Source organism: Christensenella massiliensis, from assembly GCF_040409835.1.
In the GTDB taxonomy this organism is placed as follows: domain Bacteria; phylum Bacillota; class Clostridia; order Christensenellales; family Christensenellaceae; genus Christensenella; species Christensenella massiliensis.
In genome coordinates, this window is the sequence record NZ_CP117826.1 from 329,225 (window position 1) to 344,883 (window position 15,659).

At 45.7% G+C, this 15,659-nt stretch carries 17 protein-coding genes; all 17 read left to right on the forward strand.

Going from position 1 to position 15,659, the window contains the following annotated elements; translation table 11 throughout:
- Positions 1 to 4: 4 nt before the first annotated feature.
- The 17 genes from PUP29_RS01605 (at position 5) to surE (ending at position 15,640) form a co-directional block, all read left to right on the forward strand.
- Positions 5 to 379, forward strand: a complete 375-nt coding sequence (locus PUP29_RS01605; protein ID WP_079547554.1) for an OadG family protein — start codon at positions 5 to 7, stop codon at positions 377 to 379.
- 27 nt (positions 380 to 406) lie between these two features.
- Positions 407 to 826 (forward strand): biotin/lipoyl-containing protein, encoded by a 420-nt coding sequence (locus tag PUP29_RS01610; protein ID WP_079547553.1) that lies wholly within the window; start codon positions 407 to 409, stop codon positions 824 to 826.
- Between the two features lie 64 nt (positions 827 to 890).
- Positions 891 to 2,030, forward strand: coding sequence for a sodium ion-translocating decarboxylase subunit beta (locus tag PUP29_RS01615; protein WP_079547886.1), 1,140 nt, complete (start codon positions 891 to 893; stop codon positions 2,028 to 2,030).
- A 24-nt stretch (positions 2,031 to 2,054) separates the two neighbouring features.
- Positions 2,055 to 3,452 carry an oxaloacetate decarboxylase subunit alpha gene (locus PUP29_RS01620; RefSeq protein WP_353423665.1) on the forward strand — a complete coding sequence of 466 codons (1,398 nt, stop codon included), beginning with the start codon at positions 2,055 to 2,057 and terminating at the stop codon, positions 3,450 to 3,452.
- A gap of 202 nt (positions 3,453 to 3,654) precedes the next feature.
- Entirely contained in the window at positions 3,655 to 4,428 is a 774-nt protein-coding gene (locus PUP29_RS01625) for a DeoR/GlpR family DNA-binding transcription regulator (protein WP_353423667.1), read from the forward strand.
- A gap of 197 nt (positions 4,429 to 4,625) precedes the next feature.
- Positions 4,626 to 6,161: a xylulokinase gene (locus PUP29_RS01630; RefSeq protein ID WP_353423669.1), complete on the forward strand. Its 1,536-nt coding sequence runs from the start codon at positions 4,626 to 4,628 to the stop codon at positions 6,159 to 6,161.
- Between the two features lie 16 nt (positions 6,162 to 6,177).
- Entirely contained in the window at positions 6,178 to 7,152 is a 975-nt protein-coding gene (locus tag PUP29_RS01635) for an ABC transporter permease (protein WP_353423671.1), read from the forward strand.
- 16 nt (positions 7,153 to 7,168) lie between these two features.
- A complete protein-coding gene (locus PUP29_RS01640; protein WP_353423673.1) occupies positions 7,169 to 8,692 on the forward strand; it encodes a sugar ABC transporter ATP-binding protein in 1,524 nt (507 codons plus the stop codon).
- A 32-nt stretch (positions 8,693 to 8,724) separates the two neighbouring features.
- Positions 8,725 to 9,825 (forward strand): sugar ABC transporter substrate-binding protein, encoded by a 1,101-nt coding sequence (locus PUP29_RS01645; protein ID WP_353423675.1) that lies wholly within the window; start codon positions 8,725 to 8,727, stop codon positions 9,823 to 9,825.
- Between the two features lie 164 nt (positions 9,826 to 9,989).
- The gene (gene deoC, locus PUP29_RS01650; RefSeq protein ID WP_353423677.1) at positions 9,990 to 10,670 is read left to right on the forward strand and encodes a deoxyribose-phosphate aldolase; all 681 of its coding nucleotides are present in this window, start codon (positions 9,990 to 9,992) and stop codon (positions 10,668 to 10,670) included.
- 12 nt (positions 10,671 to 10,682) lie between these two features.
- Entirely contained in the window at positions 10,683 to 11,369 is a 687-nt protein-coding gene (gene deoC, locus PUP29_RS01655; protein ID WP_353423679.1) for a deoxyribose-phosphate aldolase, read from the forward strand.
- A gap of 12 nt (positions 11,370 to 11,381) precedes the next feature.
- A complete protein-coding gene (locus PUP29_RS01660) occupies positions 11,382 to 12,110 on the forward strand; it encodes a hypothetical protein (RefSeq protein ID WP_353423681.1) in 729 nt (242 codons plus the stop codon).
- Complete coding sequence (locus tag PUP29_RS01665; RefSeq protein ID WP_353423683.1) at positions 12,085 to 12,519, forward strand: VOC family protein; 435 nt, start codon at positions 12,085 to 12,087, stop codon at positions 12,517 to 12,519. Before PUP29_RS01660 ends, PUP29_RS01665 begins: the two co-directional genes overlap by 26 nt.
- Before the next feature lie 26 nt (positions 12,520 to 12,545).
- On the forward strand, positions 12,546 to 13,442 hold the full coding sequence (locus tag PUP29_RS01670) for a sugar phosphate isomerase/epimerase family protein (protein WP_353423684.1): 897 nt from the start codon (positions 12,546 to 12,548) through the stop codon (positions 13,440 to 13,442).
- Positions 13,443 to 13,455: 13 nt separating this feature from the next.
- On the forward strand, positions 13,456 to 13,848 hold the full coding sequence (locus PUP29_RS01675; protein ID WP_353423686.1) for a VOC family protein: 393 nt from the start codon (positions 13,456 to 13,458) through the stop codon (positions 13,846 to 13,848).
- A 24-nt stretch (positions 13,849 to 13,872) separates the two neighbouring features.
- Complete coding sequence (locus PUP29_RS01680) at positions 13,873 to 14,643, forward strand: SDR family NAD(P)-dependent oxidoreductase (protein WP_353423688.1); 771 nt, start codon at positions 13,873 to 13,875, stop codon at positions 14,641 to 14,643.
- A 202-nt stretch (positions 14,644 to 14,845) separates the two neighbouring features.
- A complete protein-coding gene (gene surE / locus PUP29_RS01685; protein ID WP_353423690.1) occupies positions 14,846 to 15,640 on the forward strand; it encodes a 5'/3'-nucleotidase SurE in 795 nt (264 codons plus the stop codon).
- Positions 15,641 to 15,659: the final 19 nt, after the last annotated feature.

Here is a 15,659-nt window from a genome sequence, read left to right on the forward strand (position 1 = left end):
CGTCATGAATAGTGGACTTAGCTTAGCTGAAAAGTTATCGATTGCAGGAGAGACAACAGCACTGGGGCTTGTAGTGGTGTTTGCCTGTCTGGTTTTGCTGATTGTTGTTATTACGATTCTATCCGTTGTTTTGAAGGAGCGAAAAAAGAATGCGGAAAAAGAACCGACGATCGAAAAAATCGTTGAGAAGCCGGTACCGCAGCCGGTCACAGTACAAGTACAGGACGATGAGCTTTTGGCCGTGCTGACAGCGGCTGTTGCAGCAGCAATGGAACAAGAGGGCGGTAGGACGCCATTTGTGATCCGATCCTATAAAAGAACGGTTGGAGCGAAAGCATGGAGACATGCCGGACGGGACTCGCAAATTACGAACTGGTAATCAAATTTATTTCGGAGGTAATCAAATATGCGTAGATTTATGATCAATGTGAATGGAAATTCTTATACAGTCGATGTAGAGGAAATAGGGGCATCTGCCGTACCAACGGCAGCTCCAGCATCCGCAGCGCCTGTTGCTGCACCCGCTGCGGAAGCTCCGGCGCCTCAGCCGCAGGCTGCCCCGGCCGCAGCACCTGCATCGGCTTCGGCACCTGTTGCTGCGGCTCCGGCCGATGGAACGAAAGTTACATCGCCGATGCCGGGGAACATTCTTGATGTGCAGGTATCTGTTGGGCAGCAAGTCGCGGAGGGAGATGTGCTTGTTATTCTTGAAGCAATGAAAATGGAAAATGAGATCATGGCGCCTCATGCGGGAACTGTTAAGACGATTTCTGTTGCAAAAGGAGCTACTGTAGAAACCGGCGACCTTCTTGTGGTAATTGGTTAAACGGCTGGACAATTAAGGAGGTTGATTCATTTTGGAAAATTTTGGAGAGACATTATCCAATTTCATGCAATCGACCGGGTTTTTTAATGCTACCGACTGGCAGCAGTGGGTAATGATAGGTATTGCGTGTATACTGCTGTACCTTGCTATTGTTAAAAAATTCGAACCGTTGCTGCTTTTGCCGATTGCTTTCGGCATGTTGCTGACAAATTTACCGATCGCGGAGATGTATCATACAGAACTCTTTGCGGGCGGGCATGTAGACTGGGCTAATTTCCAGAATTCAGCAGGTCTGTTGGATTATCTATACCTCGGCGTAAAGCTTGGTATTTATCCGCCGCTCATCTTCCTTGGTGTTGGCGCTATGACGGATTTTGGGCCGCTGATTGCAAATCCTAAAAGCTTACTTTTGGGGGCGGCGGCACAGCTCGGCATTTTTATTGCTCTGATTTTGGCGCTTTTGATTGGCTTCGCACCAAATGTAGCTGCGTCTATCGGCATTATCGGCGGTGCGGACGGCCCGACGGCGATTTATGTGACGTCAAAGCTTGCGCCGGAATATTTAGGGCCGATTGCTGTAGCGGCCTATACCTATATGGCGCTTGTACCGGTCATACAGCCGCCAATCATGAAGCTGTGCACGACGAAAAAGGAACGCTCGATCAAGATGGAGCAGCTTCGGCACGTATCGAAGCGCGAAAAGATCATATTCCCGATTGCAGTTACGATTTTCGTATCGCTGCTTGTTCCGTCGGCGACGCCGCTTGTGGGTATGCTGATGCTTGGTAATCTGCTGCGTGAATCGGGAGTATGCGACCGCCTTTCCAATACGGCACAGAACGAGTTGATGAATATTGTAACGATTTTTCTCGGCGTTTCGGTCGGTGCAACAACAAACGGTTCCGTATTCCTTTCCGCAACGACGGTGGGAATCATCGTGCTTGGCGTTATTGCATTCTCCGGCGGTACGCTGGGAGGCGTGTTGCTTGGAAAACTCATGTGCAAGCTTACTGGCGGAAAAGTAAATCCGCTGATTGGTTCTGCGGGCGTTTCCGCAGTTCCCATGGCTGCGCGTGTGTCTCAGAAAGTAGGGCAGGCGGAGAACCCATCAAACTTCCTGCTGATGCATGCAATGGGGCCGAACGTTGCGGGCGTGATCGGTTCAGCGGTAGCGGCAGGCGTGCTGCTTTCGCTGTTCGGCTAATGAACTGAAGGAGAAACAGATAATATGGCTAAAGTAAATATAATGGATACGATTTTAAGGGATGCGCATCAGTCGCAGGCTGCGACGCGCATGACTACGGAAGAGATGCTTCCAATCGCCCCCTTGCTTGACAGCATCGGTTATTGGTCGATCGAATGCTGGGGCGGCGCTACATTTGATGCATGTCTTCGTTTTCTGAACGAGGATCCGTGGGAACGTCTGCGTAAGCTGAGAAAGGCAATGCCGAATACAAAGCTGCAAATGCTGCTGCGTGGACAAAATCTGCTCGGATATAAGCACTATGCGGACGATGTGGTCGACTTTTTCATCAAAATGGCCTGCAAAAACGGTATTGATGTGATTCGTATCTTTGATGCGCTCAACGATACGAGAAATTTGCGCCAGTCTATCGAATCGACCAATCGTTACGGCGGCTGGCCAGAGGTAGCGCTTTCATACACCACAAGCCCTGTGCACACCTTCGATTATTTCGTGGAGCTTTCGCAGGAGCTTGAGAAAATGGGAGCAAAATCCATCTGCATTAAGGATATGGCAAATCTGCTCTTGCCCTATGAGGCTTATAATCTCGTCTCGGCAATGAAAAAGCATGTTAAAGTTCCGATCCATCTGCATACGCATAATACAAGTGGAGTAGGAGATATGACCTATCTAAAGGCGATCGAAGCAGGAGTAGATATTATTGATACTGCTCTTTCACCGCTTGGGAATGGAACTTCCCAGCCTGCAACGGAATCGATTGTTGCCACACTTGCTGGTACGGAATATGATACGGGTCTTGATCTCAAAAAATTGACGGAAGCAGCAAAATATTTTACCAAGGTGGCCGACAGATTAAAAGCGGATGGTTTTTTGGACCCGAAAGTTCTGGGGATCGATATCAATACGCTTCTGTATCAGGTTCCGGGGGGGATGCTTTCGAACCTTATCAGCCAGTTAAAACAATCTGGAGCTGAAGATAAGCTGATGGATGTGCTTGCCGAAGTACCGCGCGTCCGCGAGGATTTTGGATATCCGCCGCTCGTTACGCCCACCAGTCAAATCGTCGGTACACAAGCTGTGCTGAATGTGCTTTCCGGTGAGCGGTATAAGATGGTCACAAAAGAGTCAAAAGCGATGCTGCGCGGAGAATATGGCAGATTACCGGCTCCTGTCAATGAAGAGGTACGTAAGAAATGTATTGGAGATGAAGAGGTCATCACAGTACGTCCGGCAGATCTGCTTCCTCCTGAGCTCGAGAAATATAAAGAAGAGGTCAAGGGGTGGATGGAGCAGGAAGAAGATATCGTGACCTATGCGATGTTCCCGCAGGTCGCGCCTAAATTCTTTGAGTTCCGGAGAGCGAACAAATATAAAGTTGATTCCGATATGTTGGATAAAGAGAATATGATTCATCCTGTCTGACAAAAATCAGAAAGCCGCATACATATTAGATGTATGCGGCTTTTTTATAACAATCAACAAAGAACCATAGAATGAAATCGCATGGTTCTGTCCAATCGGTTTATCTTTTGCCGTCATGATATTCTTATAAAAATATTTTTCCAAAATTGCTTGACAATTTTTTTTCATTTTGATATATTTTTACTAAAGCGAGAAATTGAAGATGAATGATGATCTAATTACCCAGAGACAGCGTGAAATCTATGAATTTATAGCGAACGCCAATGTAACTACTATTCAGGAAATTGGCAAGGCTTTAAAGCTTTCCACATCTACGATTCGTAGAGATGTAAAAGTATTGGAAAAAGAGAGGCGGATTCAGTCATTTCATGGCGGAGTTTTGGCAAATACGTGCTATGGTTCTTTCACAGAGCGAGTGACCAAAAACCAAGAGAGTAAGCATAAAATTGCTGAAGCAGCCGTGAGTCTGGTAGAAGATAACGATTTTCTCTATATTGGCAGCGGCTCAACGACCTATGAGTTTGCAGCTATGCTCGGGAGGCGGACTGACTTAAATGGAGTCATGATTGCCTGTGCGGCACTTAATATTGCAAGGTGCTTTGTAGGGAAAAAACAATTTAAGGTGCTTTTGCCGGGAGGAGAATTAGAAGCGGAAGATGAAAGCATGGCTTCAAAAATGACCATTGATACCATCAATCGGTACAATTTTACAAAAGCTTTTTTAGGATCGATCGCAATTAATGCAAAGAACGGTTTTTCTGTTCCAAGACTTGATTTTAGCGAATTGAAATCTGCGGTGATCAAAAATAGCAAAGAAGTGATTCTGCTGTGTGATCACACGAAGGTAGGAAAGGTAAGCGCTTATAAAGTTTGCAGCATAGAAAGGATCCATACTCTGATTACTGATTTTTATGCTGAGAATGAGACAGAGCTTCAAAAAATCACAGATTATCATGTAAAAGTATTACGTGTTTAAAATGAACCGTTACTCAAGAAATACAGTATTTGCAGAAGTTGATGTCTCGGCAAATGATAAAAAAGGTGTAGTTTTTTAACCAGATATTTTTTATTCGAGAACGCTTGAAAAAAGCGTTCTTTTTTTTATTTTTTGTACGGATAAAAAATTACAAAAATTTAGACAAAATAAAATTATTATATCGATAGGAAGAAAAAATGAGAAGCCAGTATTATGTATTAGCACACGATTTCGGAACCAGCGGCGATAAAGCGTGTATTTTTGACACCGATGGTAATTTTCTTGCAGAGGCATACTATCCAATCAAAACTTATTATCCTCAGCCAGACTGGGCGGAGCAGCGCCCGGAAGAATGGTGGCAGGCGGTAAAAGATGCTACTCACGAGGTCGTATCAAAATCTGGGATAGCGCCAAAGGATGTGAAAGCGATTTCCTTTAGTTCACATGGAATGACTGCTATCCCGATCGATAAAGACGGCAATCTCCTGCTGGAACAGGTCATGACTTGGATGGACGCGAGGAGTACGGAGGAAGCAAAATATATTCTTGAGAATATCGGTATGCGGGAACGCTATGAAAAAACGGGAAACAGCTTTGACGTCGCCTTGTATCCAGCTTCCAAGCTGCTTTGGCTGAAACGTAATATGCCTGAAATATATCATAAGGCTGTTAAATTTTTAAATCCGAAAGAATATCTTGCTTACCGCATGACGGGAATCTATCGGAATACAGATTACGGCGATGCAGGCATGAGCGGGCTTTACAATATGAATACACATAAGTGGGATGAAGAACTGTTGCGAATCTCCGGTGTGGATGAAGAGAAATTACTGATACCTGCTGAAAATACGACGCCGGTTGGTTATCTTACCAAACAAGCAGCTGCGGATATGGGGCTTACCACGAATACGTTGGTCGTTCTTGGCTCATGGGATAATTATGCGTGTGCACTTGGCGGCGGCGTACGTAAAAAGAATACTTTTGTTACATGCCTAGGAACCGCCGGATGGGTTGGCGTAAATAACAAAAAACCTCTAATGGCAGACGGCTTTATGTCCAATATAGTTTATGTTGGAAACGATACATATTTTACAAGTGTGCACTCTCATTCCGCTTGCGTTTCCTATGAATGGGTCGTCAGCAATTTATGTGCAGAGCTCAAAGATAAATACGGAAAAAAGGTTTACGAAGCAGCTACAGCTCTTGCAGAGCAGTCTGGAATCGGAGCAAACGGCATCTTCTTTTTGCCCTCTATGTTTAGTGGAAATACTTTTTACTCCGACGCAAGCTTGGCAGGAAGTCTGGTAGGACTGAAAATGCATCATACAAAAGCGGATATCCTCCGGGCGGCAATGGAAGGTCCGGCCTTTGATCTGATGATGGGAGTTGACTTTTATAAGATGATGGGAGTGATGACGAATGAGGCCCGTTTGATTGGCGGCGGGGCAAATAACAGGCTGTGGATGCAGATATTGGCCAATATGTTTGGCGTTAAAATGATCCGTCCCAAAAATCTGCAATATATTGGCGCGCTTGGTGCGGCGCTGATTGCAGGCGTAGGCGCCGGACTTATCAATAGCCTTGATGCGGCGGGCGATGTGATTGAATTGAGCGACTGTGCACAGCCGAATGCCGGGGATATGGAAAAATATAGGCAGCTTCTTCCAATATTTAAGCATTTTTATGAAAGCTTGATGCCTGTATATAAAGAAATGAGTCAATTTACATTTTAAGGGGGAATAACGTGCAATGTGGAACTTCACAACAGGGGCAGATATTGCTCAAAAGGACATCAAAAAAGCAAATAAAAAGACTTTCAACGAGCTTGGTATATTGATCGTATTAATAGCGCTGTGCGTATTTATCGGTCTATTCAATCCAGTCTTTTTCACAGCGACAAATGCGATCAACGTGCTGCGCCAGATATCCGTTATGGGGATCATCGCCGTAGGAGAGGCATTTGTGATTATTACCAGCGGGATAGATCTTTCGGTCGGAAGTTTTATTTCCCTCGGCGGCGTCAGTTGTGCCGCAATGATCACAGCGGGGATAAATCCATGGCTGGGTCTCATTTTTGCACTCATATTAGGAGTAGGCCTTGGATTCGCATCAGGCCTATGTGTCGTCAAACTGAAGCTCAATCCATTCATCACAACATTGGCGATGCTCAATATTGTAAAGGGAATTTCTTATTTGATCTCCGGAGGTCTCCCCATTGATTTTGATAATCCGGTTGCTGTTCTGGGCGGAACAGTAGGCCCGATTCCAGTTCCTGTCATTCTGATGTTTATCATCATAATAATTGGGCACATTGTTTTGACCAAGACAGAATTCGGACGGAACATATTTGCAGTAGGGGGAAATGAAAAGGCGGCCAAGCTCTCGGGTATACGGGTAGACCGCGTTAAATTCGCAGTATATGCAATCACCGGTGTACTTGCTGCCTTTGCGGGCATCATTACGGCTGGGAATCTGAACTCCGCAGATACCGCGGCTGGTTCCGGAATGGAACTCGACGTAATTGCGGCGGCGGTTATCGGCGGCTGCAGCCTTTCCGGCGGACAAGGATCTATCGTCGGCGTATTGATCGGTGCGGGCATTCTGGGCGTGATACGAAATGGATTTGTACTGCTGATGGTCTCCAATTATTGGCAGATGATCACGATCGGCCTTGTTATCATCGCGGCCTGTGCATTCGATATGTTCCGTCGCAGCAAACAGTAAGGAGGGCAGAGCAGATATGGAAAATTCGGCATTGCTCCGCGTGGAACATATTTCTAAATCCTTTCCGGGCGTAAAAGTATTGAATGATATCAACATTGATTTCCGCAAAGGAAAGGTCCACGCGATACTTGGAGAAAATGGCGCGGGAAAGTCGACGCTGATGAATATCCTGTTCGGTTATTATCATGCGGAAGAAGGAAATCTTATTTGGGAAGGGAAAAAGGTATCTCTGAATTCACCGATCGAGGCACAACATATTGGAATATCTATGATACATCAGGAAAATTCACTTATTCCCTATCTTAGTGTAATGGATAACATTTATCTTGGACATTACCCCAAAAACGGAGCATTCATTGATAAGCGAAAATTACGGGAAAATGCCGTTGCTCTGTTGGATGAACTCGATGTGCCGGATATCGGCCCGGATACTCCGGTGGAAAAATTGAGCGTTGCACAAAAACAGCTCGTTGAGATCGTAAAGGCGCTTTCACTAAAACCAAAGCTGCTGATGATGGACGAGCCAACGGCGGCCCTTACAGCTAAAGAAACGCATACATTGATGAACATTATAAATAAGCTGCGCAGAGAAGAGACCGCTATCGTCTATGTATCGCACCGTATGGAAGAAGTGTTTGAAGTAGCGGATAAAATTACCGTCCTGCGCGATGGGGTCATGATCAAAACAGTCGACAAGACAGATATAAGCATTGATGAGGCTGTTCGGCTGATGGTGGGCCGAGATTTAGAAAGCCAGATGAACAATATGAAAAAGCGTGCTCCGGAAAGCATTGGAAAAGATGTGATTCTTGAAGTGCGCGGCTTAAAACGGAAAAACAAGTTTGAAGATATCAGTTTTGCTGCACGCAAAGGAGAGATCCTTGGATTTGGCGGCCTTGTAGGGGCCGGACGAAGCGAATTGATGGAAGCTATTTTTGGGTTTGACAAAATAGATGATGGAGAAGTGTTTATTAAGGGAAATCCTGTACGAATCAGAAGCCCCTATGACGCAGCTCGGCATAAGCTGGCACTGGTACCGGAGGAGCGTAAGGTAAAAGGTCTGTTTCCAGATCTGAGCGTAGGTGACAACATCAATATTGCAAGTTACCGGAAACTGAAAAAAGGAAAGCTGATCGATAAAAAACTTGAGACGGAAGCAGCCCGGAAATATATAGAAAAGCTGAATATCAAAACGACGAATGCCAAAAAACGTATTGGAGATCTATCAGGCGGTAATCAACAGAAAGCAATACTTTCGCGATGGCTGCAGACAGAGCCGGAAATCCTGATACTCGATGAGCCGACCCACGGAATCGACGTGGGAGCTAAAGCCGAGATTTATGGGATAATACGCGATTTGGCAGATCAGGGAATCACCATCCTGCTGATATCCTCTGAACTTCCGGAACTGCTGATGCTCAGCGACAGGATCGTTGTTATGAATATGGGGAAGATAAGCGGCATCATAGAGCCTCAGGACTATTCTGAAGAGAATATTATGATGTACGCAACCGGTCAAAAGAAATCCAATTTAAGCTGATGCTTAAAAATATAAAACCTCAGGAGGAAAAAATGAAAAAGATTGTTAGTCTGATTGTGGTAGCGGTTTTGTTTGCAACGGTTCTATTGGCCGGATGCGCACAGGAGCCCGCTGCTAGTGAAGCTCCTTCCCAGTCTGCGGAGGTTTCCGAATCCGCTGCACCGGAAGAATCCGCTGAAACATCTGCGGAGGCAGAAAGTACCGGCTCGTATGAATGGGAGCAGGTAGGAGAAGTGGAGAATGTGAAGATCGTTGAACAGGAACCCGATGAACCGCTGCGTTTTGCATTTCTTGGATTCCAGAACAACCCGTTCTGGAATATGGTGCAGGACGGTGTTGCTGAAGCGACGGAATTCCTTGGAGAACACAATGTAACGATCGATAATATCAATCTTGGTGAATCGATCGATGCAACTGTAATTAACAGCGGTCTCGAAGCAGCAATCGCACAGCAGTATGATGGGATCGTTACTACGCCTTTCGTAACGGGAGTTGAAAACTATATCGACGCGGCTGTCGATGCAGGTATCCCAGTCGTAACTCTTTATGGAGAAAGCACAAAACCGAGTAAGCGTTTTGTTTTCATCGGACAGGATAACGAAGAAGCGGGGCAGACTGTTGCTGAGGCGATGGATGAAGCGCTTGGCGGCGAAGAGGGGGCTAAATTTGCGATCATTACTGCTTCTTTCACGATGGAAAATTTGGAGATCAAGCGCAATACCGTTAAAGATTATCTTGAATCTAAGGGATATGTCAGCGTAGGAGACTTTGAGGCAAATGATAGTGCGGACCAGACCTATACGCTTACGAAAGACATTCTGACTGCAAACCCTGATGTAAAAGCGATCTACTGCGTAGCAGGCGGCCCTTATGGAGCGCCGAAAGCGATTGCTGATATGGGGAAAACCGGGGAAGTGTTTGTGATCGGGCACGATGAGACAGTGGAAAATCTCGATTATGTACGCACGGGAGAAATGACGGTAATCGGACAGAATCCTACCGGCGTATCGTTTGACGGATTTATGTATCTGTATAACAAAGTGGTAGCAGATCAGGAACCGGAAGAAGCTGTGCTCGCTTCGCACTCTATGATTATTGATAAGGACAATGTAGGAGAATTGTTTCCCGAATGATCAATAATTAAATAACAAGCAAGGTAGTATTAGTTTGAATGGCATCTCGCGGGACAGACAGGTCCCGCGAGATGGGAGTGTAAAAATAAAATATGAAGTTTGTATATAACAGCATTACTGCTGTGAAATAAATTGAAATCAGAATCAATCAGGAGGAATTTGTTATGAATGCAAAAGAAGCGGCGCATCTGATCGATATCAGCGCGGTAAGGACGCATCACACGATGTCGGACATCGAGGAGATCGTGGGGTATGCAAAGGAATATCAATTCATCAATGTGCATGTGCTGCCGAACTGGATGAAGCAGCTTGCAGAGATGCTGAAAGATGTAGACGGGGTATATGCGGGCGGCCCGGTAGGCTTTCCGTCGGGGGCGCACAAGACGCAGACCAAGATTCTGGAAGCGGTTGGGCTCATACAGGACGGCATCGAGGAAATGGATATCGTGATGAACGTTGGGCGCTTCAAAAATAAGGAATATGATTACGCGCTGAACGAGCTGAAGCAGATCATCGGGCTTGCGAAGAATGCGGGGCGGCCGATCCTGACGAAGGTGCTGATCGAGCTGAACTGCCTGACAGAGGCGGAAGCGGACAAGGCGTGCGAGCTTGTTGTGGAGAGCGGAGCAGATTTTCTCAAGACGGGCACGGGCTGGGTGCCGGGGGATGCGAACATCGAGCGGATCCGGAGGATCAAGAAGAACCTTGCGGGAACAGGAGTGAAGGTAAAGGCAGCGGGGGGGATCCGCACGCGCGCGGAATTCGACGAGCTGCTCGCGATGGGAGTGGAGCGCTTCGGCATCAATACGCAGTCTGCCATCGAGATCGTAAAATCGTTCGAGTAAGGAGAAACGAAAATGACGGCAAAAGAATTGGGCAAAATCATGGGCGGACGTATTATGGAGAGTTATTACGATTATGCCCATGTATCGAATTTAGTATATGAGGCACTTGATTTTGAATTGGAATGCATTCAGGTATTCCCGAATATGCTTCCTAAGGTACAGGAGGTACTCAATGGGCGAAAGCTCGAGGTGTGTGCGGTCGTTGCATATCCGCACGGAACATTTCTGCCAGAGCAAAAGGCATTTGAGATCAAGGATGCGATCGCAGCAGGAGCGACACAGGTTGAATTTGTGGTTCATAATATCAATGTGCGCTCGGGAAAATGGAAGCAAGTACGTGAGGAATTCAAAACCTGCAGACAGGCTGCGGACGGCCATGTGGTAAAAGCGATTCTTGAATGCGAATGGCTGACGGATGAAATGATTCAAAAGGTATGCGAGATCGCCGCAGAGGAAAAAATAGACAGAGTTTGCACCTCTATTGGTGTGTATACACGGCCGGATGAAAATAAAAACGATGTATTGATTGGGGTGGAGCCGGATGATATTCGTAAAATAAAAGCGGTTGTACAGGATAAAGTGAAGATCGTTGCACAAGGGAATGTGGACAGCGTGGAAAAATGTAAGGAACTTCTGGAAGCTGGAGCTGATTATATTAGCTCGGAATATGCGGCAGATATCCTGCGAAGCTGGAAATAATGGGAGGATACTATGTACGATAGAGATTTTGTAAAAAGAGCGATCACTTCACCGTTCGTTTCCTTTTTATCTGAAGACGACGTCCGGCAGGAGCTTGTGGACGGATATAAAAACAGCATACGTTCGGCAATCGTTGCTCCCGGTCAATGCGACCTTATCAACGATATCAAGGAAAAGTATGATAACGGATATTCACGGACGGGTATGGTCATAGGATATCCCTACGGCGGCATGTCTACCAATATGAAGGTGTATCTTGTCCGATATGCAAGAGAGAAGCATATTGATGAAGTAGACGTTGGATTCAATGTGACTGCGGCTGCATCAAAAGATTTTGATAAAGTGCGGGAAGAAATGAAGCTCATTATGGAAGCAGCGGGCGGAGAAGTAAAAATTATACCGATGCTGTGGATGGTCAAATTTCCATTTGAGATCGTAGATGAGCTGTGTAAGATCTATGTAGAACTCGGGATCACGTCTGTAAAGACAAGTGCCGGAATCCATTTTGGAAGAATGCAGGTGGAGCACATTGAATGGCTGCATAACAACTGGGGCGACAAGCTGGAAATTGAAGTCGCGGGAAAAGTGCGTTCGCGCGAGACTGCAGAAAAGATGATCGATGCGGGGGCCCGTTTCTTTCACATGGGAAGCTGGCGGAGGCTTGGCGGAATCGGACAGGATATTCAATTTGATTTTGATACAAAAGAGACCAAATATGGCGAATATAAGGAAGCAGAATAATCCGGAGGACAAGAACGTGAAGATAAGCCATACGCATCATATTGCTGTCAATACAGTAGAAATCGAGAGATCGGTAAGCTTCTATAGGGATATTCTCGGCTTCCAAGAAGTAAAACGGGCGGATATGGGGCCATGTACGCTGGTCTATATGAAAATTTCGGAAGATGCCTACATGGAATTGTTTGATTTGCGTGGCAACACGGAATGTTGGGTCGTTGCTGAAAATTGCCGCGGTCTGCGGCACATCGCATTCGAGGTTGATGATATCAGCGCTTGGAACGTTTTTCTCAAAGAAAAAGGAATCCCCTTTGTACAGGAAATATCTGAAATGCCTGAAATCGGAAAACGTGCTCTTTTGATTTCCGATCCTAACGGCGTTGTTGTAGAGCTTTGTGAATCCATTTCATAAAAGAGCATACGGATAGGAGAAAAAATATGAAATTTGGCACCCATTATTTAATTGGAATCAATTCATTTTCGTACGATCCTTATAAAACGATTGATCGTGCGGCGCGAATTGGATTTGATGCATTAGAGATCCCGTTCGGCGATCTTATGGAGCGGAACGGGGAAGAAAAGGGACTGAGAATTGCAGATTATGCAAATAAAAAGGGAATTAAGCTGGCTTTCTGCGGAGGCTTCCCGGAAGAATGTGATATGCTCAGCGACGATGCAGCCGTCCGCGAAAATGGTATTCAATATATGCATAAACTCCTCCTACTCATGCAAAAAATGAATGCGGACTTGCTCGTAGGCTGCCACTATACAAAGTGGCCCGTACGCAGAACAGAAGCGCTTTCGCTGGATCATAAAGAAGAGCTTATACAACGGACAGCGGAAGCGTATCGGCTTGCGGCGCAGCCGGCAGAAGAATGTGGAGTGACCTGTGCCATAGAGACGCTCAATCGATTTGAGGCATATTTGCTCAATTGCAGTGAGGAGACTTCAGACTTTGTGGATAGAGTGGGAAACCCGAATGTAAAAGTACATTTTGATACCTTCCACATGAATATCGAGGAGGACAGTATTGCAGGGGCGATCAAAACAGCAGGCTCAAGACTTGCTGCGCTGCATGTTGCAGAACGAAACAGAAGATTTCCCGGAATGGGAGATTTCTGTTGGGATGAATTCTTTTCCGCATTGAAAGAGATCGGTTTCAATGGGTATATGGATCTTGAAGTGTTTATGCTGCCCGAAGGGGACATGAGCGCGATTATCGGTGTGTGGAGAGATATTTCCCGTGGAGTCAGCAGAGAAAAATTTGAGAGCATGGAAGCAGAAGCATTGGCCTTTTTAAAGGACAAATCGGCGCAGCATAAATTGATTGGATGAAAGGAACGGGAAAATGACAGAGAAAAGAAAGCATGATCATATTGGTCTTGCAACAGACGATCTTGACAAAACAGTCGGTTTTTATACAGAAATTTTGGGATTTGAAGTGTTTGGCGAATGCGTTGCTCCGGATGGAACGCCTATTAAATTTCTGCGGAATGGAAGTCTGAAATATGAAGTATTTCAACCGGCTGTGGGAGTAGCTCCGGGCCAGACGGAAAAGGTGGATCACGTTTCCTATACGTCAGACGATATCGAAAAAGACTATTATTGGTTCATATCGAGTGGCTACGAATGCACGACGAATGGTATAGAGTCTATCGACAACGCATGGGAACGAGGATGCCGCTATTTTAAAATCAAAGGACCGGGCGGCGAGGAAATAGAATTTGACCAGATTTTATGAGGGCAACAGGGGGGAAGATAGGGAATGGAACAATTAGCGATCGTAACGGGCGCCAGCAGTGGCATCGGAAAGGCCGTTGCAAAAAAATTTTTACAGCTTGGTCATAAAGTTATCCTCGTTGACCGGAATTTAGAAAGATTGCGGACAGTAGAAGAAGAACTTGAAGCATGGAACGGAAGGTTTATGTGCAACGAAACCGATGTTTCGGATATAAAAAGCATTGATGTACTGACCGATCAAATAAAGAGAATAAAAGCGGATCGTTATGTACTCGTAAATTGTGCAGGAGTATTCCGCGGAGGACTTTTGCATGAATCTGTCACTGAAGACTATGAGATACAGTTCAACATAAATGTAAGGGGAACTTACCTGATGATGAAGGCGGTATTACCGCTGATGCTGGAAGCACACGGAGGAAGTATCGTAAATGTCGCCTCGGTATCGGGGATGCGCGGAGATTACAACGCCCCGCTTTATTGCGCCAGCAAAGGTGCAGTCGTGAGTCTGACGCGTGCAGCAGCTCTCGATTATATGGAAAAGGGAATTCGAATCAATTGCGTATCACCATCTGCAACGGCAACTCCTATGTTTTTGTCAGGAACGAGCCGCAATGTGATGCAGGCATTTCAGGACGCTCTGCCTGATCATAAAATTGGATTACCGGAGCAGGTAGCGGATGCAGTATTATTTTTGGCTTCACCGCAGGCGGAGCATATTTGTGGCCACAATCTTCCGGTGGACGGCGGCCTTACGGCGTGGAACGGGCAGCCCAGACAAGATAAAAATGTTGGATGACCGATTTTTGCGTGTGCAAAATCTATATGCTGCTGCATAATATACATCACATATCGCTTATAATATTATTTTAGACATGGACTGAGCGGGTCCTATACAGAAACAAGATCCCGATCTGATTTTCTGCATAGCAGTTATCTCCATGTCTTTTTTATTTTTTTAAATTATTATATAATGACCGGTAAGAAGGAGGAAAAATACCATGAATATTTTGATCACAAACGATGACGGGTTTCATGCGCTGGGGATACGCGCGCTTGCAGATGCCGCCATACATGCGGGGCATCATGTCACGGTTATAGCGCCGGACCGGGAAAAGAGTGCATGCGGGCATGCGCTCACAATGGATATGCCGCTTACAATAAAAAGAATAGATGGGATCGCGGAGGAAGCCTATTCCGTATCCGGCACTCCGGCAGACTGTGTTAAAGTAGGCCTGACACATCTGCTGAAAGATAAGCAGCCGGATATTGTGCTTTCCGGTATCAATATCGGAGCTAATCTTGGGTCGGATATCGTATATTCGGGTACTGTAAACGCCGCGCTTGAAGCAAATATGCTTGGTATGCCCGCGATCGCTTTTTCACAGGCTTTAGGCAGACAGAGCAGAGAGAATATAGATCTCTATCTGAAAAATGCAGCAGCCCTTTCCATGGAATTGATTCGGCATTTTGAGATACAAGCAATGAAGGATTATATATATAATGTTAATTTTCCGGCTGTTCCGCAGGAAGCTATTCAAGGGATCAAAATGTGTGAACAGGGAATCAGTGCATACGATGAAGCATACGACAAAAGGGTCGATCCGTTTGGCAGAGACTATTATTGGATCAGCGGACAAATGATCGGGCATAGCTATAACGAATCGCATCAAACGGATGTCAAATGGTGCAGGGAGGGATATATCTCCATTACGCCGCTGCGCTGGAATCAAACGGTAGAAACAGAATTGGCACGCTCGAAATGCAAGATTGAACAGATAAAATTGCATTTTTGAATTTGTTTTGCTATAATAA